The organism is uncultured Bacteroides sp. (assembly GCF_905207245.1).
Classification (GTDB): domain Bacteria; phylum Bacteroidota; class Bacteroidia; order Bacteroidales; family Bacteroidaceae; genus Bacteroides.
The window spans coordinates 26,843-49,038 of the sequence record NZ_CAJLKP010000045.1; the positions used below are offsets into that span (position 1 = coordinate 26,843).

The following is a 22,196-nucleotide window of genomic DNA, read 5'->3' on the forward strand; positions in this document are numbered from 1 at the left end:
CACAACACTATCCGTCACGGCAGTGCATACCGCTTCTTCTCAAAACGAAAAGATACCGTATTGGCGTGATATGAATGTGCTGCAAGTGAATAAAGAGAAACCACACACCACCTTCATGACCTATAATGACCGGGCAGCCGCACTGACCGGAGAGTATGAACAAAGCAAGTTCTATCAGCTCTTGAATGGCACCTGGAAATTCTATTATATCGAAGACGACCGGAACGCACCGAAGAACATCACGGATGCAGACACGGACACCTCAGGATGGGCAGATATCAAAGTTCCCGGCAACTGGGAAGTACAGGGTTTCGGTTCCCCCATCTACATTAATCATGGGTATGAATTCCAACCCAGGAATCCCAATCCACCACATTTGCCGGACTACAGTCCTATGGGTGTGTATCGTCGGAATATAGAAATTCCGTCGGACTGGAAAGACAGGGATATCTATCTGCACATCGGTGGAGCGCGGTCAGCAACCTATGTTTATATCAACGGCAAGGAAATAGGATACAGCGAGGATTCCAAGAATCCGGCCGAATTCCTTATCAATCCGTATCTTCGCGATGGAAATAACGTGCTGTCGGTTAAAATATACCGATGGAGCACCGCTTCCTTTCTGGAATGCCAGGACTTTTGGCGAATCAGTGGCATCGAGCGGGATGTATTTCTTTGGTCTCAGGCTCGCGTGGCAGTAAATGATTTCCGGGTAATCTCTACGCTTGACGATAAATATGAAAAGGGTATTTTCAAGCTGGAAGTGGATGTAAAGAATACTCTATCGAAGAATCCGTCTCCGGCAACCGTGCGCTATGAATTGCTGGATTCGAAAGGAAAGGTGGTAAGTACCTCTGCCCGGACTGCCCACATACCTGCCGGAGGACAAACTCTAAACTTCGGAACTGAAATAGACCATGTAGCCACCTGGACTTCAGAACATCCCAATTTATATAAGTTACTGATTGCCGTAGCCCACAACGGGAAAGAAGAAGTAATACCTTTTCATGTTGGCTTCCGCCGGATTGAAATTAAAGAAAGCGATATAGAAATCAATGGAAAGAAACTGAACCTCTTTTATGTAAACGGACAGCCCATCAAATTGAAAGGTGTCAATATTCATGAAGTGAGTCAATACACCGGGCATTATGTAAGTCCCGCAGAGATGAAGAGGAACTTCGAGTTAATGAAACAAAACGGCATTAACTCGGTACGCCTGAGTCATTATCCGCAAGACCGTAAATTCTATGAAATGTGCGACCGGTATGGATTGTATGTTTATGATGAAGCTAACATAGAGTCGCACGGGATGTACTATAATCTCAAAAAAGGAGGAACATTGGGAAATAATCCTGCATGGCTGGCCAATCATTTGTATCGCGTGGAGAATATGTTCGAAAGAAACAAGAATTACCCGTCCGTCACCATCTGGTCGCTTGGCAACGAGGCCGGAAACGGATATAACTTTTATCAGGCTTATCTGTTTCTTAAAGAAAAAGCCAAGCAACTAATGAACCGTCCGGTATGCTATGAACGGGCGCTTTGGGAATGGAACACCGACATGTATGTGCCGCAATACCCGTCTGCCGCCTGGCTTGAGGAAATAGGCAAAGAAGGTGCAGACCGTCCCGTAGTGCCGTCGGAATATGCTCATGCCATGGGAAACTCTACGGGAGATTTATATGGTCAGTGGCAGGCGATATATAAATATCCGCATCTGCAAGGGGGGTATTTGTGGGAATGGATAGACCACTCTCTACTTGCCTATGATGATAAGGGTAACCCATACTGGACGTATGGAGGTGATTATGGTACGAATCTCCCATCCGATGGCAATTTCGTAGCTGACGGCATCATCGGTCCGGACCAGAAACCTCATCCGGGAATGGCGGAAGTGAAATATACTCACCAGAACGTAGGTTTTGAAGCCATAGATCTGGATAAAGGAGAAATACGGATTACCAACCGCTTTTACTTCACTGATTTGTCCAGGTATCTGGTAGAATATCAAATCAAAGCCAATCATAAAATAATAAAGAAAGCAACACTCCCCCTTTCACTCGCCCCGCAGGAAAGTAGAACCATAACTCTTCCGGTAGGCAAGCTTAAGGCAGAGCCCGGTGTTGAGTATTTCATAAACTTTGAAGTCAGAACCAAACAGGCAGAGCCATTGGTTCCTGCCAATCATATCATCGCCTACGACCAGTTTGAACTGCCTGTTTCTGCAAAGAAGAAAGCCTATATACCGGCTAAAAATACAGATATTCAGGTTAATGACCAGATGCAGTCCATCAGTCTCTCATCTCCCGGGTTCACGTTCGTGTTCGATAAAGTCAGGGGTATTCCAACAAGTTATCAGGTGGATGGCACCGAATATTTCAGTGAGAATTTCGGGATTCAACCTAATTTCTGGAGAGCTCCCAACGATAATGATTATGGAAACGGTGCCCCCAAGCGTCTGCAAATATGGAAAGACTCCAGCAAGAATTTCAGTGTGAAAGCTTATGATATCAAGAAAGGCAAACACTCTGTAACCCTTACCGTAAATTATGCCTTACCTGCCGGCAACAACTACATCGTATCTTATCGTGTTTATCCAAACGGAGTCATCCATGTTTCTGCCAGGTTCACTCCTATACATCAGAACGAGGCAACGATAAGCAAATCTGAGGCTGAATTGACGGCAACTTATAGTCCGCAGGCCAGATCGGATATGGAGAGAAGGAATATTCTGGAAGTTCCTCGCATTGGAGTACGTTTCCGGGTTCCTCTTGCCATGCAAAATATTCAATACTTCGGACGTGGGCCGGAAGAAAACTATTGTGACCGTTTTAAGGGGACATTAGTCAACTTATATCGCACCCACGCAGATGATTTATATCATCCTTATGTTCGTCCGCAAGAAAACGGGCATCACACAGATACTCGCTGGCTGGCTATTATGAATAAAAAAAACAAAGGGCTGTTAATACAGGCAGATAGCCTGATCGGGTTCAATGCATTACGTTACACCGTAGAAGATTTGGATTCTCAGGAAGCCGATGCTCCTTATCAATGGAAAAACTTCTCGGCAACAGAAATTGCCAACAGGAATGAGACGGAAGCCAAAGATGTATTGCCCAAACAGACCCATGCACATGAACTTACTCCACGGAATTTCATTGAAATTTGCCTCGACTGGAAACAACAGGGAGTAGGCGGATATAACAGTTGGGGGGCAAGACCAACTGACGATGCTACCATTTATTCAGATAAAGAGTATAATTGGGGTTTTACTCTTATTCCAATATCAGAGGCAAAAGATATCGGCCCAAAGACCAAACTTATTTATTAATCAACTTTACACAGTTTTTCTAACCTAAAAGTGTCCCTCAAAAAGTTATAGTATCTAACTTTGAGGGACACTTTCAATATTTGATATACTATTTAAATCCCGGAGGCGGCAAATGCATTCCCGCCATTGTCAATCCATTTTCCTTGGCATACCGGAGGAAGTGTTTACGTGACTTCACCGCCGCATCCTTATCCATATCATACGCAGCACAGATTTCGGGATGTTCCAATTGAAGAGCGGCTCCGTGAATCAAATCGGCTATCACCAATAGCTTGCCCGCCTGGTACACCGTATGGCCGGGAGTGTGCCCTTCCGCATTCATGGCAACCACATTCCCCGGTAAGGTTTCACCAAATTCAAACAGGTGCAAACGGTCCTTATAAGCGTTCATGGTCTTCACCACTTGCGCATTCCTATCGGAAGGCATCTTGAGCCAGGCATCATACTCCACTTTCGATGCATACACCTCGGCATTAGGGAAGACAATGCTATCTCCCTTCATCATCCCTCCGATGTGGTCACCGTGGAAGTGGGTGAGATACAGATACTTGATATCAGCGGGGGTTACTCCCAAAGAGGCCAACCCCGACAATAAACGGCTATCCGGCGCTCCCATTCCCGTATCAAACAAAATCCGGACACCATCCGTTTTTACCAGAAAAGTGCTCATAGACGAAGGTATCCCATCCGCCAACTTCAAGCTATCTATCAGCTCATCACTGGCATCGGCGAAAAGCGTCCTCTCCATAAGACGCTCTTTTGCATTATCCTGTATCCAGGTGACCTTCACTCCATCCAGTTGTAAGGTTTTCAAACCGTCACATGTCATAGTTGTACTATCCATACTTGCTTCCTCATTAGTTTGTTTCTTTGCACCGCCGCCACAACCTACCAGCAACAATGCAACTGATGCAACAACCCAATATTTCCATGTTTTGTTCTTCATTGGCCTACTAATTTTTTAGTTCATGAATAATAGTTTTGATTATGCCGACTCGGCACAAGGATGCGTAAACCAGAAACGGCTACCGACGCCTACCTCAGACTCAAGCCCGATAGTGCCGCCAAGATGCTCGATAATACTCCGGCAGATGGACAATCCCAGACCGGTGCCTTTGGAAAAAGTATTAAGTTTCACAAAGCGGTCGAACACCTGCCCCACCGCATCCGGAGCAATACCGATACCCGTATCTGTTACGGAGAATTCTATCTCATTGGTATCCTCCTTAAAGTGATACTCGAGAGTGATTTGCCCTTCGCTCGTAAACTTAAGGGCATTATTGATAAAGTTTGTGATAACCTGCATCAAACGCTTCTTGTCCGTATAAATACGATAATCGGGCAAATTAGAAGCCAGCAACACCGGCACAAGTTTATCTTCCTTGATGTCGTAACCACGAAGTATGTCCTCACAAAAGTCTTTGATGTTCAGATACCCCATATTGAAGTCGAGCGTCCCCGCCTCTATCTTCGACAAATCCAGAATATCGGATATCAATTGCAAGAGCAACTCTGTGTTCTCCTGCATGATTTCAATATACCCCTGACGTTCTTCTTTATCCTCCTCCTCAACGAGTATACTTGCAAAACCGACAATCGCATTCAACGGAGTACGGATTTCATGACTCATATTGGCCAGGAAAGCCGACTTCAGGCGGTCCAGATTCTCCGCCTTCTCCTTGGCTATCCTTAATTCTTCTTCTATCTTTTTCTGATGGTCGATGTCGACACTGGTGATGACGTGCGCCATCTGTCCGTCTATCCAGGGGAATGCGGCACTGAACACGCGAAACCAGCATTTGTCGAACGGGCGTTGATAGTCCCAGGAGTAAACCCTGGTGGGCTGGCCGTTTTCATCAATCAAGTGCCTTTTAGGGCAGAACTCACACTCACCCGTTTTATCGGTGTAGAGCGCTTGCCAGCACTTCTTCCCCTCAAAATGCCTGATGCCGCCATACGGGGCGGCCATAGACGCATTGGCATATAGCATGTCATGAGAATCGAAAGAGTTCACATAAATGTCCACTCCCATATTGTTCATAATGCTACCCAGCGTGTTGCTTGCCCGCACTTCTCTTTCCTTATATTCCCTGACCGCTATCTCCTTGGAGAGCGAGCCCAATATCAGATGAATCATCTGGAGCTCGTCTTCGGCGAAAGGTATCGAGGCTTCTTCCCTATCCGCAAACCCGATAAATCCGATAATCTTGCCTTCGGAATCTTCGAATTGCCTGATTAGCAAAGAATCCACTCCATAAAAATCCAAAATATCCATATCGGACAAAGATATATTCCCACCCTTACGTGTATAAAAGGGTTTCTTTCCAGCCTCTATACGATCAGAATGTTGTGTGGTCATCTCTCCCATTTCAAAACGAGACCTCAGGGTGCCACCTTCATTTCCGATGGTTTCCTTCAAAAAGAAATAGCGGAAGCCATCCGTTTGATAAACAAACCCTTTCTTGAATCCATAGTAATTACAAATGTCTATCAACGACTTCGTGATTTTCCTTTCAATAGATTCATGGTCATTCAACCGTTCTAAAAACTGAAGTAGAAATACACTTAAACTTTCCTTGCTTTTGGTCATATAGTCTTTAGTTCCTTAAGTTTAGACTACTCGGAACGAATTCTCGTTTTTTCCTCCAAGCATTCAAGCCGCTAATATACAAACTTTTAAAGACAATAGAGCATTTTTTACCAAGTTTTTAAATATTAAATATTTTCCTTTTCACACAAAGTAAGATAAAGGGAAACCTATTTTATTTTACAAGTACTTCAAAAGCATATACAACTTTCAATCATAGTTTTCGTAGCGCGAACGCAACTTTGCCGAACTTTTAGGTGACGGCTCCGGCTTCCCTGAACCCGACTTCTTCTGCCCGGATTGCTGGACAGGTCGAGGTCTTTCGGGACGGTTATTATTTCGCTTGGGCTTTTCGGCAGATACCACCGCCTTTTGAGTGCTTCCGGTTGGTTCGACCGGTCTCTTTCTGTCCTCCCGCCTCCTATTGTTCTGAGATTTTCCTCCCTGAGTGCGGCTTTGCGATTTCGATGCAACGTTTTGGGTAGCAGAAGAAGTAGTAGGAGAAGCGGCAGGCTCTCCCAAAGAAGGTAAATTGTGCTTTTGTTGCACCAGCTTTATACCCGTAAGTTTCTCTATCTCACGTAACATGGGGGCTTCTTCGCTTGAGCAAAAAGCAATGGCACGTCCTTCGCAACCCGCACGTCCAGTACGTCCGATACGGTGCACGTAGGTCTCCGGAACATCAGGTAAATCAAAATTGAGAACCAGGTCCAGACCTTTTATATCGATGCCCCGGGCAGCAATATCCGTAGCAATAATCACATTGGAGCGCCCTTCCTTAAAGTTGCTCAACGCACGTTGGCGGGCATTCTGTGACTTGTCTCCATGTATGCTTTCGCAAGCAATGCCACGACGAGACAGGTAGCGGGCAATGTTATCCGCCCCATGCTTGGTACGGGAGAAAACCAGCACCTGATGGCCTGCCTCTCCGAGCAACAATTGAGCCAACAATTCTTTCTTCTGAGGTTTCTCTACCCGGTAGACGGACTGGCTGATAATCTCCACAACACTGGATGCCGGAGTTACTTCCACACGCGCCGGATTGTGCAACAAACTCTTGGCAAGACGGTCGATACTATCGGGCATGGTGGCCGAGAAGAAAAGGGTTTGCTTCTTGGGCGGGAGCTTGGGCAAGAGGCGTTTGACGTCATGGATAAATCCCATGTCGAGCATACGGTCGGCCTCATCAAGAACGAAGTGGCGAACATCGTCGAGGCGGATAAAGCCTTGCGATATCAGGTCAAGCAAACGTCCGGGAGTAGCCGTCAGGACGTCCGTCCCGGCACGAAGTTCATCGGTTTGCGACTTTTGTTTCACTCCGCCGAAGATAACCGTGTGGCGCAAGGTCGTATAGCGTGTATAGTCCGCCAACGATTCATCAATCTGAATCGCCAACTCCCGGGTTGGAGTCAGGATAAGCGCACGGATGCTACGCGGAGCACCTTTGCGTTGGGGCATAGGAGCGGCAAGCAATTGCTCGATGATGGGTACGGCGAAAGCGGCGGTTTTGCCGGTTCCGGTTTGCGCCAGTCCCAACAAATCACGCCCAGTCAGGGCTTCGGGTATAGCTTGTTCTTGGATAAGTGTAGGGGTAGAATAGTTTTTTTCGAGGAGCGCACGGCACACCGGCTCCGAAATATTCATCTGTTTAAATGTCATCATTTCTTTTTATTACGGCACAAAGGTACGATTTTACAGGGAATTATCACTATATTTGCATGAAAAAGGAATCATGAGAGTACATCACATCGCCATCTGGACCTTCCGCCTGGAGGAATTAAGGAACTTCTATATCCGGTATTTTAGCGGAAAGAGCAACGAAAAATATATCAACCCCAAGAAAGGTTTCGAATCATACTTCATCTACTTTGATGAAGGTCCGTCATTAGAATTAATGAGCCGCACGGACGTGCAAAACACTCTGATAGAAGAAAACAGGTTAGGGCTCACCCACTTTGCCCTTGCCTTTCAAAGCAAAGAAGATGTGCTCAAGACTACTGAACAACTCCGGGCAGACGGTTATACCATAGCCAGAGAACCGCACACTTCAGGCGATGGTTATTTCGAAAGCGTCATTCTTGATCCTGACGGTAACCGCGTAGAATGTGTCTATCGGAAAGAAGAAACTTCAGAAGAACCCGACGCCCCAATTGAAACAGAACGGTTGCTACTACGCCCCTTCGTGGAGAGCGATGCAGAGGCTCTCTTTGCCTGTTGCCGAAACCCCAACATAGGGAACAATGCGGGTTGGCAACCTCACGCAAGCCTGGAGGAATCACGGGAAGTACTTCGTTCCGTATTCTTATCCCAGAAAGGGGTATGGGCCATTACCCTGAAAGACAACGGGCAATTGATTGGCTCCATCGGCATCATCGCCGACCCCAGACGCGAAAACCCGCAAGTACGTATGCTGGGATATTGGCTCGACGAGGCTCAATGGGGAAAAGGGTATATGACGGAGGCGGTAAAAGCGGTACTAAACTACGGTTTCGGCACGCTAAAACTAAGTCTTATCACCGCTAACTGTTACCCCCATAACGAGCGCTCTCAACAAGTATTGAAACGCCAGGGCTTTGTGCATGAGGGTACGCTTCATCAGGCCGAAGTGACTTATGACGGACATGTATATGACCATCAATGCTATTACCTGACAAATCCGGAACATCAAAAATGAGTCTATAAAAGGGAAAAATAAGATTTACATTCATATAGTCTTTTTTTAAGACATCATAAATTCAGCGTTACGATACAAACGAAGTTAATTCTCACATTTTTATCCATTTGTGTGGGAATTCAAAATAATCGTGTAACTTTGCGAATGGGATTTTCTTTAAGATCTCCACTGGTAACGGACATACGTACGTGTTTTTATGACAAATAATATAGCTCAAAAAAAATGACTCTATGAAAAAACGATATTGGGTACTCAAAAGGGTATCCGTCATTTTAATTCTCTTTGTTCTATTCACCAAAATGCATGCGCAAAAAGTGCCGACGAACAATATCCCGAAATTGGAAATCAGTGCGGAAAAACTTCTGATCGCTTCCGCCATTTGTTTTTTCATCCTATATCCGTTGTTCCTCTATTTCAGGGAGTCCAAACGGAAACGTGCCACCCAAAGAGAATTAATCAGGGAAAAGGAATTGCTATCATTATTACTCGAAAAAAGCGATATCTATACCTGGAAATATGTGGAATCCACAAATACTTTCTCATGTGATAAAGAGTTCTTTGAGCATCTGGACATGCCTTTCCGAACTTTCACTTTACAAGAAATGACAGAAGCCATACACCCGGAAGACCGGACAGACGTCCTGGCTACTTTCTACCGCATAAAAACCCAGCCGGACTCCAAAACACATACTCAATGCCGATATAACTTTAATGGTAAAGGTTACATCTGGTATGAACTACGCTATGCCAATCCTACGGAAACAATGTCAGAATCCGCCTCCATCATAGGTCTGATTACCAATATACAGCACTTCAAAGATAAAGAAGAAGAGTTAATGAAGGCCAAAGACCTGGCGATAGAAGCAGAGCTTAAACAATCATTCCTTGCCAATATGAGTCATGAAATACGCACACCGCTCAATGCAATCGTAGGTTTCTCCAACCTACTGGTCAGTGAAGACGACTTGTCCGATGACGAGAAGGCGGACTTTATAAATACCATCAATAGCAATTGTGAACTTCTTCTAAAACTCATAAACGACATATTGGAATTATCCCGTATCGAGTCTGGCAAAATGGCTTTCTCCTTTTCAACTTGCAATCTGAATAGTTGGATTGATAATATGTACATGACTCATTCCCTATTGATACCCAAGGAGATTGAATTCATAAAGGAAGTGCCTGATGCCACCTTCTTCATCCATACGGATGTGAACCGGTTAAGTCAAATTATTACCAACTTCCTGAATAATGCCGCCAAATTCACCCAATCAGGGTATATCAAATTGGGATATGAAATTGATTTCTCGGAATACAAAATCTCCATCTATGTGGAAGATAGCGGAAAAGGCATTCCGAAAGAAGAACAACAGATGATATTCGAACGTTTCTACAAGCAGGACGAATTTGTTCAAGGCACCGGCCTGGGGCTTTCCATAAGCATGGTCATAGCTGAAAAGCTGGGTGGAAAAATCTCCGTTAGCTCCGAGGCCGGAAAGGGAAGCCGGTTCACCTTCACCCTACCCTACCATAATGAGAGTGAAGAACTTTTCTCCGTCGGATAATATATAATCAGAAAGCACGGCACCATGATACGCTTATTATAAGAAATGAGTATCTTTGCGCCATTATGTTGCACCGTTTCAAGACTTCCATAGCAAATACTCCACTTCCGGAAAGGTTTACTTATCCTTTCTGCTACACTCCCCATCCATTATGCGTGATGGCGGCGGAAGAGGTGCAACACTATCTCAACCGGCAACATGAATGGAAAGAAGAACTAAGTCGGGGGAAGATGTTCGGAGTGCTGGTGGTGCAGATCGGAAATGGGGAGGTTGGTTACCTGGCCGCGTTTTCGGGCATATTGGCGGGGAAGAACCAACACTCCTACTTCGTTCCGCCCGTATATGACTTGTTGCAACCGCAAGGTTTCTTCAAAGTCGAAGAGGAAAACATCTCCGCCATCAACCGGCGCATCAAGCAATTGGAAGAGGACAAGGAATACACTTCTTTGTTGTCCGAGCTCACCCGAACCCACCAACAAGCCCGGGAAGCACTGGACATAGCCAAACAACAATTAAAAGAAGCGAAAGAGAAAAGAGAATTGCGTAGAAAGGAAGCCGGACTCACTACCGAAGAAGAAGCCGCCCTGATACGCGAAAGCCAATTTCAAAAAGCGGAATACAAACGGCTGGAACGTTCCTGGAAAGAAAAGATAGCCGCTTTGCAAGTGGAAATCAATAACCGGGAAGAACAAATTCAAGAGTTGAAGGTGGAACGCAAAAGCCGTTCCGCCACGCTGCAACAACAATTATTCGGGCAATTCAGAATGTTGAACTACCGGAAGGAGGTGAAAACCTTGTGTGATATATTCAGCCAAACCGTGCACAAAACTCCTCCCGCCGGTGCCGGAGAATGTGCCGCCCCTAAATTATTGCAACAAGCCTATCTGCATGGTTGGAAACCCATTGCTATGGCAGAGTTCTGGTGGGGCAACTCTCCCAAAGCCGAAATCCGCCATCATGGTTATTATTATCCCGCTTGTAAAGGTAAGTGCGAGCCTATCTTGCAACACATGCTTCAAGGGTTGGAAGTAGAAGAAAATCCTATGCTACAACTTCCGGAACAGGGCTACGGGAAATTAAAAATAGTCTATGAAGACGAATGGTTATTGGTAGTCAACAAGCCTTCCGGAATGCTCTCCGTGCCCGGTAAGGGTGAAAAGGAGTCCGTATATAGTCTGGCAAGGCAACTCTATCCGGAAGCCGACGGGCCGATGATTGTGCACCGGCTGGACATGGCTACATCGGGACTTTTAATCGTTGCCAAGAATAAAAAGGTGCATCAACACGTGCAAGCCCAGTTCAAGAATCACACCATCCGAAAAATGTATATAGCCCTGCTCGACGGCATCATTCCCCAAGACGAGGGAACCATCGAGCTTCCCATTTGCCCGGATCCGCTGGACCGCCCCCGGCAGGTGGTGGACATGGAATATGGCAAACCCGCCATCACTTATTATCAGGTTCTTGAGCGGAGGGACAAATGCACACGCATAGCTTTTCATCCGCATACAGGGCGCACTCATCAGCTCCGTGTACATGCCGCACATCCGTCAGGTCTACATTGTCCCATCATAGGCGACGAGCTTTACGGGAGAAAGGATAAACGCCTCTACCTGCATGCCGAGTCCATCGAATTTACCCATCCCGCCGACGGACGGGTCATCCGTATCACGGAAAAGGCTGACTTCTGATGATTGCTTCTTCTCTTTTTCTCCTTCCACAAGAGAGAGTCAAAAAGCCTATATAAACTGACAAATAGCTTAGGAATTGAACCTTTTCATTCCCATCATATCCGAATTTTAATCCCTATTTTTGCAAACGGATAAATCTATCCGATCAGACACTATTAACTCAATTAATGATAAAGACCATGAAATTCGTAACTTTAGTATGTAGTTTGCTTTTCTGCCTGCCATCCTTTGCACAAGAGAAATTCCCCGATGGTACCCTTATTCCCGACTGGTTCAGACAGAACGAAATTGTAAATATCGAAACCCTTGGCGGTAAATATAAGATTACTGATCATGGTGTGGTGAATGACAGCACCTTACTTCAAACAGAGAAAATTCAGGCGGTTATCGACCAGGCATCATCCAAAGATGGCGGTGTGATCATCATCCCGAAAGGTACTTATCTGAGCGGTGCACTCTTTTTCAAGCCTAAAACGCACCTTTACCTGGAAGAAGGAGCTGTTTTGAAAGGTAGCGATGATATCAGCAACTTCCCTATAATCAATACCCGGATAGAGGGGCAATCACTCAAATACTTTGCCGCATTGGTTAATGCCGACAAAGTAGATGGTTTCACCATTTCCGGTAAGGGAACCATCAATGGCAACGGACTACGCTATTGGAAATCTTTCTGGTTGCGCCGCACCGTTATTCCGAAATGCACGAATATGGATGAGTTGCGTCCGCGCCTAGTACACATTTCCAATAGCAATGATGTACAGCTTTCCGGTGTACGCCTCATCAACTCTCCTTTCTGGACGACACACATTTACAAATGTAACAATGTGAAGCTATTAGGCCTATATATTTTCTCTCCGGCTGCTCCTGTTAAGGCACCCAGCACGGATGCCATAGATATTGATGTATGCAATAATGTGCTGGTTAAGAACTGCTATCTCTCTGTAAACGATGATGCTATTGCTCTTAAAGGTGGAAAAGGCCCCTGGGCTGATAAGGATTCTAACAACGGAAGCAACACTAATATTATTATAGAAGATTGTACGTACGGTTTCTGCCATAGTGCACTGACTTGTGGTAGCGAATCTATTCATAACCGTAATATTATCCTCCGCCGTTGCACAATCAATCAGGCAAGCCGCTTGCTATGGTTGAAAATGCGTGCCGACACTCCTCAGAATTACGAGTATATCCTCGTTGAAGACATCAAAGGAAATGCCAAGAGTTTCCTCTACGTCAAGCCGTGGACACAATTCTTTGACCTCAAGGACCGGAAGGATGCTCCGATGTCCTACTCAGACCATGTGACGATGCGTAATATTGATTTCGATTGTGATGTATTCTTCAACGTAAGTGCATCCGAACAATACAAATTATCGAACTTCAAGTTCGAGAATCTGAATATCAAGGCGAAGAATGGAGATTGCGATAAGTCGGTGATCTCATCGTTTGAATGGGATAATGTGAAGGTGAATCAATAAAGGATACGCGGACGACGCGGAATAAACGGACGAACACGGATTTTAGTTCATAATGAAAAATCCGTGTTCGTCCGTTTATTCCGCGTCGTCCGCGTATCTATATTATTCTACACGCTATTCAAAGCTACGCAACAACTTTATTTCTTCCGCCCAAAGCGTTTCATCCGGTGTTTCCAGAATAACAGGCATGTTGTCGAAACGTTCGTCTTTCATAAAACGCTTGAAGAAATCAATCCCCAACAAGCCTTTCCCGATGCTATCATGGCGGTCTACATGGCTACCCAACGCTTTCTTCGTATCATTCAAGTGAATGCCCCGCAAATAATTGAAGCCAACCACCTCGTCGAACTCACGGAATACTTTATCATATTCCCCTACAATATCATAACCTGCCGAATAGGTGTGGCAAGTATCCAGGCATACCCCTACACGTGATTTATCTTCTACCCGGTCGATGATATGCTTCAATTGCCAAAACTCATTACCTACATTGCTACCCTGCCCTGCCGTATTTTCAATAACGGCCGGTACCCCTTTCGTTTTGCTCAATGTAATGTTGATGGACTCGGCAACCTTATCCAAACATTCCTCCACCGAAATCTTATTGAGATGGCTTCCCGGATGGAAGTTCAGGAGTTGCAAGCCTAATTGCTCACAACGTTGCATCTCATCCAGAAATGCGGCACGGCTTTTCTCCAATCCTTCTTCTTCCGGATGCCCCAGATTAATCAGATAACTATCATGGGGCAGGATATAGCGGGCATCAAAAGAGAATTTCTCACAATTGCCCTTGAACTCGCAGATGCTTTCCTCCGTCAACGGTTTGGCTACCCATTGCCGTTGATTCTTTGTGAACAAGGCGAATGCATTCGCACCTATCTCATGGGCATTAACGGGAGCTATTTCTACTCCACCACTTGCACTTACGTGCGCTCCAATATATTTTTTCATATCTGTTCTTTATATGATGATTAAAAACGGAAGCAAGATAGAGAAAAATCCGAAGACGGCAAAATTAATTTAAAGTGCACACGTCCCTTCTCCGGCATAATCCTTTCCTGTCTTTCCATTATATTCGGGATGTCTTTCCAGCCAAACCACGGCATAAGAGCAGGTTGCCACCGGCACTAATCCGTTGGCCAAAGCATAGTCATAGGCCGCCTTTACCAAAGCAGAGGCAATGCCTCTCCCGCTGATTTCATCGGGAACAATCGTATGGCGCACATCCAGCGCACCATCAGTGACATGATACATCAGACGGGCAGTTTCCCCATCCACCGTTGTCTGAAAAACTTTTTTCTCGGGATAATGTTCTATATTCATAATCTGTTTCCTTTATTGGGTGAATAAATAAATAACAAGACTCTCTATATTAAATAACAGATTTCAGTAACTTTGTATCGAACACTTCTAAAAAAAATCTTATGGACAATCATCTTCTCTCTCACGCCATCGCCCTCGCCACCGAGGCTCATAAAGGACAAAAAGATAAATACGGACAGGAGTACCTGCACCACCCCATCCGCGTCATGAATATGGGACGTGATCTGAAAGAAAAGATTGTTGGCATCCTCCACGACGTGGTGGAAGACACGGAATGGACGTGCGAAGACCTGAAGAAAGAGGGTTTCCCGGATGAAATCATCGAAGCCGTGCGGTGCGTCACGAAGCTATCCGATGAAGAAGACTACGAGGAATACATCGGAAGATGTGCTACCAATCCCCTCGCGATTGCCGTTAAGATTCACGACCTGACGGATAATATGGACGTCCGTCGTATGCCCTGCATAGGGGAAAAAGAAATCAGCAGATTGAAGAAATACCTGAAAGCCTATCACCGCCTGATGCCTTTCTATATGAATCATTGATAATATATGCGTTCGTTTTTCATGAAATAGTTACCTTTGCGGCATGAAACAAGAACTAAAGGAAAATCAGGGAATACCGTCGTCCTTACTTTGGACACTCGCCATCATTTCAGGAGTAACGGTGGCCAACATATACTACAATCAACCCTTACTGAACCGTATCAGCCGTGATCTGAACATCAGCGAGTTCACCGCCAATCTGATAGCCATGTTCTCGCAGATAGGCTATGCGCTCGGATTGCTTTTCATCATTCCATTGGGAGACTTATACCGCCGAAGGAACATCATCCTTGTGAATATCTCCGTGCTGGTGGTCTCCCTGCTCACCATTGCCCTGGCTCCCAATATCCACCTGATACTTTTTGCCTCCCTGCTGACAGGTGCATGTTCCGTCATTCCGCAAGTGTTCATGCCTCTTGCGGCGCAATACTCCACTCCCGAAACCAAAGGGAAGAATGTGGGCATCATCCTTTCGGGATTGCTGACCGGTATTCTGGCTTCGCGCGTAGTGAGCGGTATCGTAGGCGAATACATGGGCTGGCGTTTCATCTACTTCGTTGCCGCCGGACTGATGATTGTCTGCCTCATCGTCATCATCAGGATACTTCCGGACCTCCCTTCCAACTTCCAGGGGACATACTTCGGCTTGATGAAATCCCTGTTCTCCTTAGTCAGGAAATACCCCCAACTACGCATCGTTTCGCTACGTGCAGGTTTTTCATTCGGTTCCTTCCTTGCCATGTGGAGTTGTCTGGCCTTCAAGATGGAGCAAGCACCTTTCTTTGCGGGAAACAATATCATAGGTATGTTAGGCCTTTGCGGCATAGCCGGAGCACTGACGGCATCGTCCATCGGCAGATATATACATATTCTCGGAGTGAAACGGCTTACTTACATAGGTTGTACACTGATTATCAGTGCATGGATCACCCTGTATGTGGGGCAATACAGCTATGTAGGCATCATAGCCGGTATATTATTGATAGATATAGGGATGCAATGCATTCAGCTTAGCAACCAGACAAGTGCATTCGCCCTTTGTCCGCAAGCCTCCAACCGCATCAATACGATTTTTATGACTACTTACTTCATCGGAGGTTCCACGGGAACTTTCCTTGCCGGAACTTCGTGGCAATATTTCGGCTGGACGGGAGTGATAGGGACAGGTATTTTACTGACGAGTTGCTCGTTGATTATCAATATCTTTGCTAAGAAATAGATTCTTTCAGTATTTCCCAGCCACATGCCTTGAGGTCGACGCATCCGTTTTTTCTGAAAGCGACACCTTCCTTTTCCAATAGTTCGCGTTGTTCCGTCCAGCAAGGAGCCAGTCTTCCCTGGCTGTTTACCACCCGGTGGCAAGGGAGATTCCGCTCTTCGGAAGCATTGTGCATAGCCTGTCCCACCATGCGGGAGCACTGGGGGCGGCCTACAAGATAGGCGATTTGCCCGTATGTCAGTACGCGCCCCGAAGGGATGGAGGCGACTACGCTATACACTTCATTTCGGAATAATACCTGATCCATAACGGCTGATTAAATAACTTCTTCGCACACCCGCATTTCCATACCTTTATATACAACCACAATCTTGTGCAACTGGGTGTTGCCGATGGCACGCTTCACCGTATCTGTATCGGCGTAGCGGTTGGCTTGGGCGATGGCTTCCTGACGGAGTTTTTCCACAAGGGTTTCGGGGTCTTTGTACTTGGCATATTTCAGTTCCACGATGTAGCTGTGCGTCATGTCGGAGTAGATGTCCAGCATCGGGCAGAGGAAGATGTCTACATAGCCCGCTTGCGTATCCTGTTCGGAGATGGGGCGGTAGAAGCGGTTCTGCGCGGTCATGGCAAGGGTGAAGCCGTGAACAAAGAACTCGCCCTTCTGCTTGTCGCGTTGCGAGGCATACGTCTTCAGGCAGTCGGCAATGTAGCCGAAGTAGGCTTGCCAGTCGCCATCATAAGCGAGTTGGCTTGCCAGTTCACTCTTTTCATAGCTGCTGAAACTCAGGTCTGCATCGTTGTAAGTGTTTAAAAGATAGGTATAGAGTTGCTCCTGAACCACCAGATTGGGGATGGTCAGTTTGGTTTTTCCTCTATGCATTCCGCTGATGGTGAGCATACCGAAATAGTAGAGCAAGCTCACGAAGTTGTCGGGGTTGGTGATGCTGGAGGCGGGGAAGCCACTCTTCAGTTCACCGGTGATATAGCTCTGACTCACCAGCGTCTGAATGACGGAAGCATCGTGGGCAAACTCCTTGTCCTTGCGAATGAGCATGCGCAGTTTCTCGTAGTCGATGCGAATGTTATCTTCCACCATATTTTGTGGTGCCTTGCCACGCATTATATAATTTTTAACGAAGTAGAGCACCATGTTTGAATTATACATCGTGGTTTCACCGTAACACTCCTGTGCGAAGCAATAGTTGTCATACCACGGCTTCATGATTTCTATCAACTCGTCAACGGTGTGATTGAAGGGGCTGGTGGTTGAATAGTAGGTCAGCATTTCCCGCACTTCCTCTTCCGTGAATCCCATCATCTGGTTGAACTCCGGCGTGAGGGAATAGTTGGTTCCGATGTTGAATCCACTGGTGAGGTCGTCCATCGTCACGGGGCTTACACCGGTGATGAAGCAACGCTTGATACTGGAGTAAGTTCCCGCTTTCACCTTGTTGAAGAAAGCACGCAGGTAACCTTCGCCATGCGTTTCGTTGGTATAGCGGTGCAGGCTTTCGGGGTCGGCGAAGATGGCGTTGGTGAAGTGGTCGTACTCGTCGATGAAGAGATAGATGTCCTGCCCGGCACGTTCGCACTCATGATAGAGGTAGTCGAACTGGTTGACAGCCCCATCCTTTTCGTTCAGTTTTTCTCTGATGCCTTCCGGCAGAAGGTCGGCATAGACCTCGCAGAAGTAGTCGAAACAGATTTGGCAATGCGCGTCCAGCCCTTTACGGTAGTCATTCAGTTGGCCGCTAATGCCGGAGAAGTTGAGATAGAGCACCAGATAGCTGTTGCGGCTCGCCGTGGGGTGCTTCCCGATGTAAAGGTCGCCGAAGAGCTCTTCGAACTTGTTGCGGGTGCGCACGTCGTAGTAGTGTTGCAGCAGGTTCAGCGTCAGGCTCTTGCCGAAGCGGCGCGGACGGATAAAGAAGAAGAAGCGGTCAGCCTCCTCTATCATGGGAATGAAGTGGGTTTTGTCCACATAATAATAATCTTCTTTGCGGATATCCGCGAAGTTCATCATGCCGTAGGGAAGTCTCTTTCTGCCGGGTACTATGTATTTCAATGGATCCATTTGCTGTCCTCCTGCTGTTTTTTTAAGTTAATCCGTATGGCTTTATGGCGCATAACGACACAAAGATAAGAAAAGTTCCTATAGTTGAAATTCATTTTAATCTATTAATTACAGTTTGTTTTGCTTACCTTTGTGCCCGCAATATCAATCACTAAAAAAATGATAACAAGGACAATGAGCCCTTCCGCGCTTAGAAGGGAGATGCAAAATGATATATTTGGAAATATAGTTCCTTATCTCAAAAGAAATTATGATTCAAAAATACGTAGGGCTATTATTAAAAGCCTTCATTTGCCAATGATATTCAATCCGATTCATTACTTCAGTAAGAAAACAAATAATGATTGGTCTATATTTTACTATGCACTAACCAAAAAGTTGGCCGCAGATGCTGCATGTATTGCTGTAACCCAGGTTCAAACCGAAGAAGGAACTTATGTTTACGAATATATTGTTGCCCGTGAGCATAACATCTATGTTTTTCCACCTCATTTTTTCTCCCGCTATCATTCAAGGTTTTTAAAGGGTGACGCAATTGACAAGCAAGAGCTTATTAATCAATATATAAAAAACAGTTATATAGGCATTATGCTCGTTTTAGGAACGGGAGAAGATAAATGCGCATTAAGTTTTCAAGACGGATATGCAATCGGAGACATCATTAGCCGGAAAGAACGTATTTTTATGTTCAAGACGTTTATCTCTAAAGATTTACTGAGAAAAGATCAAACGTTTGCAAAGGTATTTGACCAACTTCAGGAGCAAAACCAACTAAATTACATTGTAAGCCTAAAGAATTCCGATGAATTTTTGAATAATGAATACAGCTCTTATCTGAACTCAAAGTTATAAATGCAAAATGAAGAAGAGTCCGGAGCGGTTCCGGACTCTTCTTCTGTCCTACCCCAGCGGATTCTCGTCCAGGCCGCCGTCACCGCCGCTGCCACCGCCTTGCGCCGGGTCCTGGTCTTCGGTGTTGGGCGATAGTTCTATCCACTCCAGCTGCTCACTGTCCACCAGAGCGCGGGTGTAGGCACCGCTGCTCAGGCGCGTGCGTTCGGGCACAAACTCCACGCGCACGGCCTTCACCTGTTTCTCGAAGTTGAAGTCCTTGAGATCCTTCACGCCCGTGGTGTCGAGCACATAGCGGAAGTATCCCAGATTCTTGATATGGACGCTCTTGCCCTGCGCCATGCGGGTGTGCATCACACCTGCAATGTCGCCCAGCACGGCCTGAACGTCGGAATTACTCACTGTGGAGATTTTTGCCAGGTCTTTGGCAATGGTCTCCGTTTCAACGGGTTTACCCTGCACGATGGCGCGAGGGTAATAAACTGCTTGTTTCTGATTAAGCATCTTTTTCCAAAATGGCATAATTCTAATTGTTTTAATTGTTATTATTATCGAGAACCGATACATGCCGTCACCGGAGCGGGTTTCTCTTGTCGCCGACTCGGGGTGGTCTTGTCGCTGACTCGAGAACGGCTTGTCGCCAACTTGAAAAAACACGAGAGCGGCGGCATGTGAAAATAGTAGAAACTTTTATTCACCTAAGGCGCTCAAAGCTACTTCCGGATTGACAGGCAGATAAAACTTATCATCACCGTTCAACTGAATAAAGGCTTCATCTCCCAATGCTTTCTTCACTTCCTTCTGCATTTCGAGCGAATAATTGTTTACCCTCTCTACCAACCGGTGAACATCATCAGCCGATAAGCGTACAGATGGCTCTCCGTCGGGGGTAGCGGTTAGTGAATACTCGGCCAAGGCATTTTCCACCTCGTCCAATATTCTGGCATGAGCTTGTTTCAACTCCGCCGGTTCATCTATACCTAAGGTGTGGCGGATTACGATTTCCAATTCATCAGCAACCGGATGCTTCGGATTATTTTCTGTTACATGTTGCATCTGATAATAATCTAATAGTTTATAATCCAAAGAATCAGGGTCGAGTCCTTGTATGGCTGTATGCCCCATGTGGGCAAACATACAACGCGTGTAGGCTTGCGCATATAGAGTAGCAAGAAAGACCGAAAAAAGCTTTCCCCATGTACCATAAATCAGGCAGGTGGCAAAATAGCCGCGTGGACGCTCCTTTCCCATCGGGAAAGATGTATATGTTTCAGAAGCATACAGGAACCGATTCGCTGCCTGATGGCATACTCCGGTTGACAGATAAGATATACCGGGACCATCGGGTAATCCGGGTATTCCACATCTGTATTTATCGGCTTTGCAAAATGCCTTTTTACCAGTGGAAGTCACACAACATTTTGCATCTTCAGCGTATCTGTCGCTACTTCCAAAACACTTAAAAAATGAATTCTGATTTGTGCAATATACAAATGTATGATCTGCAATCTCGGCTACTAAAGGTATTGGTAAATTTACGGGGGTAGCCCAACCTTCAAAAATGTCTTTTTGTGCCATAATTGTTTATTATTAAAGTTTATACTCATTTTTAGTAACACCGTCCTGTTCATATATCCTCCTTTCTTTGCCGGACGGGGGGTGATAATTTATTATCTTCGAATTTTCCGCAGGCCGCACGGCTCAGAAGGCAATCACGGCGCGCACTTTATGGGTATCGGATTTGGATTCATTGCCATACGCCGTGCTGCCCGCAAAATCAATAGTCCACGCATTAGTTCCGTCCTCGAAATTACTCCAGTATCTTCCATCGAATGCCTCTCCCCCGGCTTTCGGGAACAAGCCGTTGAGCAAATTCCGCCGGGTTGTCGGTTTTTCCGAAAAATTGCCCGTCATGCCGTAGCACATCATGGCAAGCTCTCTCTGGCCGGGAAAGAACCACCCGCTGCCGTCCGGCGCGGGATGCGCGGCGGCATACGTGTCTATCTGGTTGTAAGCCGGGAAAGTGGTGGCGGGATAATGGGCACCGTACAGTTTCATCAAACGGGATCTACAATAACCATAGCCGGCACCGGAGGCATCTATTGCCTCCCAATCAGCCTGCTCTGCGTGGGTGAAGCCGCTGAAACCCTTGCCCCAGTCGTATAAGTACGTACCCGCCCCCTCTCCGGTGGCCCACGCCGCCCCTTGAGAGGCATCGCGCAGCGCCACCGCCATGCCGCGCGTGCACTCCGGGTGGTCGCGCATCAGCAGGTAGTCGCCGTAAAAGTACTTGGTCTGCGTCCAGTGGCGCCCCTCGTTCTCGCCCACCCAGAACACTACGCCGAGGCAGTCCTTCTGCACGTCGTAGGGCAGGTCTCTGCCTTCGGCGGCCTCTTGGGGCAGCACGCTGCCGTCGCGCATGTAGAAGTCGCCTTCCTTGAGGGGGCGTTCCGTAACATCCGCCGTCGATGGTGTAGAGGCGGTAGGTGCCGGGGGTGCCGTCACCTCGCCCGACTGTCGTTACGCTGAACCAGCACTTTTTAGATTCGGCTGTGTAATAATAACCATTTAGGAGTTTAGCTTCGTGTTGCGGATTCACAAGGCGGCGTGCCGTATGGCTGTTTTCCTGCCAGCAGCCCCCCCTGTGTTCATTCCGGTGTAGAGGCGGTAGCTCTTTTTCGTTTCGATGCCGGAGACGGTTTCGGAGTAGGTATATTCCGTCGAGGGCACGCGGACGACGGCGAGCGCCATCTGATGCTCCATCTCGAAGCGGAGCTCGGAGCCGTCCGCGCCGTCGGTGCGCTGGGTCACCGTGCCGAGCGACACCATCAGGTCGTTGGCGGTGTAGGCG

18 protein-coding genes and 1 pseudogene are annotated in these 22,196 nt (G+C 46.6%); 8 read left to right on the plus strand and 11 right to left on the minus strand.

All coding sequences use genetic code 11. The features are described 5' to 3' along the window. Positions 1-70 precede the first annotated feature (70 nt). Positions 71-3,334, plus strand: a complete 3,264-nt coding sequence (locus tag QZ135_RS14240; RefSeq protein ID WP_294610565.1) for a glycoside hydrolase family 2 TIM barrel-domain containing protein — start codon at positions 71-73, stop codon at positions 3,332-3,334. Positions 3,335-3,422: 88 nt separating this feature from the next. Here the strand turns inward: QZ135_RS14240 and QZ135_RS14245 are convergent, their stop codons facing one another. From QZ135_RS14245 to QZ135_RS14255, 3 genes are all read right to left on the minus strand, one after another. Next, positions 3,423-4,280 (minus strand): MBL fold metallo-hydrolase, encoded by an 858-nt coding sequence (locus QZ135_RS14245; protein WP_294610525.1) that lies wholly within the window; start codon positions 4,278-4,280, stop codon positions 3,423-3,425. A gap of 39 nt (positions 4,281-4,319) precedes the next feature. Beyond that, on the minus strand, positions 4,320-5,924 hold the full coding sequence (locus tag QZ135_RS14250; RefSeq protein ID WP_294610528.1) for a HAMP domain-containing sensor histidine kinase: 1,605 nt from the start codon (positions 5,922-5,924) through the stop codon (positions 4,320-4,322). A 207-nt stretch (positions 5,925-6,131) separates the two neighbouring features. After that, positions 6,132-7,580 (minus strand): DEAD/DEAH box helicase, encoded by a 1,449-nt coding sequence (locus tag QZ135_RS14255; protein ID WP_294610568.1) that lies wholly within the window; start codon positions 7,578-7,580, stop codon positions 6,132-6,134. 73 nt (positions 7,581-7,653) lie between these two features. Here QZ135_RS14255 and QZ135_RS14260 point away from each other — a divergent pair, with 73 nt between their 5' ends. The 4 genes from QZ135_RS14260 (at position 7,654) to QZ135_RS14275 (ending at position 13,329) form a co-directional block, all read left to right on the plus strand. Then, positions 7,654-8,595 carry a GNAT family N-acetyltransferase gene (locus QZ135_RS14260; RefSeq protein WP_294610531.1) on the plus strand — a complete coding sequence of 314 codons (942 nt, stop codon included), beginning with the start codon at positions 7,654-7,656 and terminating at the stop codon, positions 8,593-8,595. A 230-nt stretch (positions 8,596-8,825) separates the two neighbouring features. Then, on the plus strand, positions 8,826-10,160 hold the full coding sequence (locus tag QZ135_RS14265) for a HAMP domain-containing sensor histidine kinase (protein ID WP_294610534.1): 1,335 nt from the start codon (positions 8,826-8,828) through the stop codon (positions 10,158-10,160). Positions 10,161-10,225: 65 nt separating this feature from the next. Then, positions 10,226-11,851, plus strand: coding sequence for an RluA family pseudouridine synthase (locus QZ135_RS14270; RefSeq protein ID WP_294610537.1), 1,626 nt, complete (start codon positions 10,226-10,228; stop codon positions 11,849-11,851). 179 nt (positions 11,852-12,030) lie between these two features. Then, positions 12,031-13,329: a glycosyl hydrolase family 28 protein gene (locus tag QZ135_RS14275; RefSeq protein WP_217713923.1), complete on the plus strand. Its 1,299-nt coding sequence runs from the start codon at positions 12,031-12,033 to the stop codon at positions 13,327-13,329. 114 nt (positions 13,330-13,443) lie between these two features. Here QZ135_RS14275 and nfo read toward each other — a convergent pair whose 3' ends face one another. Continuing rightward, positions 13,444-14,280, minus strand: coding sequence for a deoxyribonuclease IV (nfo, locus tag QZ135_RS14280; RefSeq protein WP_294610540.1), 837 nt, complete (start codon positions 14,278-14,280; stop codon positions 13,444-13,446). A gap of 69 nt (positions 14,281-14,349) precedes the next feature. Continuing rightward, complete coding sequence (locus QZ135_RS14285; protein WP_021967813.1) at positions 14,350-14,652, minus strand: GNAT family N-acetyltransferase; 303 nt, start codon at positions 14,650-14,652, stop codon at positions 14,350-14,352. A gap of 101 nt (positions 14,653-14,753) precedes the next feature. Between QZ135_RS14285 and QZ135_RS14290 the strand changes: the two genes are divergently transcribed. Both QZ135_RS14290 and QZ135_RS14295 read left to right on the plus strand, forming a co-directional pair. Beyond that, positions 14,754-15,197, plus strand: a complete 444-nt coding sequence (locus QZ135_RS14290) for an HD domain-containing protein (RefSeq protein WP_009128806.1) — start codon at positions 14,754-14,756, stop codon at positions 15,195-15,197. Between the two features lie 43 nt (positions 15,198-15,240). After that, positions 15,241-16,416, plus strand: coding sequence for an MFS transporter (locus QZ135_RS14295; protein WP_270418668.1), 1,176 nt, complete (start codon positions 15,241-15,243; stop codon positions 16,414-16,416). Here the strand turns inward: QZ135_RS14295 and QZ135_RS14300 are convergent. Both QZ135_RS14300 and QZ135_RS14305 read right to left on the minus strand, forming a co-directional pair. Continuing rightward, on the minus strand, positions 16,406-16,723 hold the full coding sequence (locus tag QZ135_RS14300; protein WP_294610547.1) for a methylated-DNA--[protein]-cysteine S-methyltransferase: 318 nt from the start codon (positions 16,721-16,723) through the stop codon (positions 16,406-16,408). The two genes, QZ135_RS14295 and QZ135_RS14300, sit on opposite strands and share 11 nt — an antisense overlap. Before the next feature lie 9 nt (positions 16,724-16,732). Next, positions 16,733-18,493, minus strand: a complete 1,761-nt coding sequence (locus QZ135_RS14305; RefSeq protein WP_294610550.1) for an AAA family ATPase — start codon at positions 18,491-18,493, stop codon at positions 16,733-16,735. 159 nt (positions 18,494-18,652) lie between these two features. Between QZ135_RS14305 and QZ135_RS14310 the strand changes: the two genes are divergently transcribed. After that, positions 18,653-19,345 carry a hypothetical protein gene (locus QZ135_RS14310; protein ID WP_294610553.1) on the plus strand — a complete coding sequence of 231 codons (693 nt, stop codon included), beginning with the start codon at positions 18,653-18,655 and terminating at the stop codon, positions 19,343-19,345. Between the two features lie 48 nt (positions 19,346-19,393). On the opposite strand, the gene QZ135_RS14315 is transcribed toward QZ135_RS14310, so the two are convergent. The 4 genes and pseudogenes from QZ135_RS14315 to QZ135_RS14330 form a co-directional block, all read right to left on the minus strand. Then, positions 19,394-19,867, minus strand: coding sequence for an HU family DNA-binding protein (locus QZ135_RS14315; RefSeq protein WP_294610556.1), 474 nt, complete (start codon positions 19,865-19,867; stop codon positions 19,394-19,396). Between the two features lie 168 nt (positions 19,868-20,035). Continuing rightward, entirely contained in the window at positions 20,036-20,923 is an 888-nt protein-coding gene (locus QZ135_RS14320) for a hypothetical protein (RefSeq protein ID WP_294610559.1), read from the minus strand. A gap of 123 nt (positions 20,924-21,046) precedes the next feature. Continuing rightward, on the minus strand, positions 21,047-21,766 hold the full coding sequence (locus QZ135_RS14325; protein ID WP_294610562.1) for a hypothetical protein: 720 nt from the start codon (positions 21,764-21,766) through the stop codon (positions 21,047-21,049). A 174-nt stretch (positions 21,767-21,940) separates the two neighbouring features. Then, a pseudogene (locus QZ135_RS14330) lies at positions 21,941-22,196 on the minus strand (hypothetical protein); the annotation flags it as partial.

Coding starts and splice junctions, on each gene's coding strand:
- QZ135_RS14310 (WP_294610553.1), top strand. CDS start 18,653: ATGATAACAAGGACAATGAGCCCTTCCGCGCTTAGAAGGGAGATGCAA.
- QZ135_RS14270 (WP_294610537.1), top strand. CDS start 10,226: ATGTTGCACCGTTTCAAGACTTCCATAGCAAATACTCCACTTCCGGAA.
- QZ135_RS14245 (WP_294610525.1), bottom strand. CDS start 4,280: ATGAAGAACAAAACATGGAAATATTGGGTTGTTGCATCAGTTGCATTG.
- QZ135_RS14315 (WP_294610556.1), bottom strand. CDS start 19,867: ATGCCATTTTGGAAAAAGATGCTTAATCAGAAACAAGCAGTTTATTAC.
- nfo (WP_294610540.1), bottom strand. CDS start 14,280: ATGAAAAAATATATTGGAGCGCACGTAAGTGCAAGTGGTGGAGTAGAA.
- QZ135_RS14250 (WP_294610528.1), bottom strand. CDS start 5,924: ATGACCAAAAGCAAGGAAAGTTTAAGTGTATTTCTACTTCAGTTTTTA.
- QZ135_RS14240 (WP_294610565.1), top strand. CDS start 71: ATGAATGTGCTGCAAGTGAATAAAGAGAAACCACACACCACCTTCATG.
- QZ135_RS14290 (WP_009128806.1), top strand. CDS start 14,754: ATGGACAATCATCTTCTCTCTCACGCCATCGCCCTCGCCACCGAGGCT.
- QZ135_RS14325 (WP_294610562.1), bottom strand. CDS start 21,766: ATGCGCGACGGCAGCGTGCTGCCCCAAGAGGCCGCCGAAGGCAGAGAC.
- QZ135_RS14260 (WP_294610531.1), top strand. CDS start 7,654: ATGAGAGTACATCACATCGCCATCTGGACCTTCCGCCTGGAGGAATTA.
- QZ135_RS14300 (WP_294610547.1), bottom strand. CDS start 16,723: ATGGATCAGGTATTATTCCGAAATGAAGTGTATAGCGTAGTCGCCTCC.
- QZ135_RS14275 (WP_217713923.1), top strand. CDS start 12,031: ATGAAATTCGTAACTTTAGTATGTAGTTTGCTTTTCTGCCTGCCATCC.
- QZ135_RS14295 (WP_270418668.1), top strand. CDS start 15,241: ATGAAACAAGAACTAAAGGAAAATCAGGGAATACCGTCGTCCTTACTT.
- QZ135_RS14305 (WP_294610550.1), bottom strand. CDS start 18,493: ATGGATCCATTGAAATACATAGTACCCGGCAGAAAGAGACTTCCCTAC.
- QZ135_RS14265 (WP_294610534.1), top strand. CDS start 8,826: ATGAAAAAACGATATTGGGTACTCAAAAGGGTATCCGTCATTTTAATT.
- QZ135_RS14320 (WP_294610559.1), bottom strand. CDS start 20,923: ATGGCACAAAAAGACATTTTTGAAGGTTGGGCTACCCCCGTAAATTTA.
- QZ135_RS14285 (WP_021967813.1), bottom strand. CDS start 14,652: ATGAATATAGAACATTATCCCGAGAAAAAAGTTTTTCAGACAACGGTG.
- QZ135_RS14255 (WP_294610568.1), bottom strand. CDS start 7,580: ATGACATTTAAACAGATGAATATTTCGGAGCCGGTGTGCCGTGCGCTC.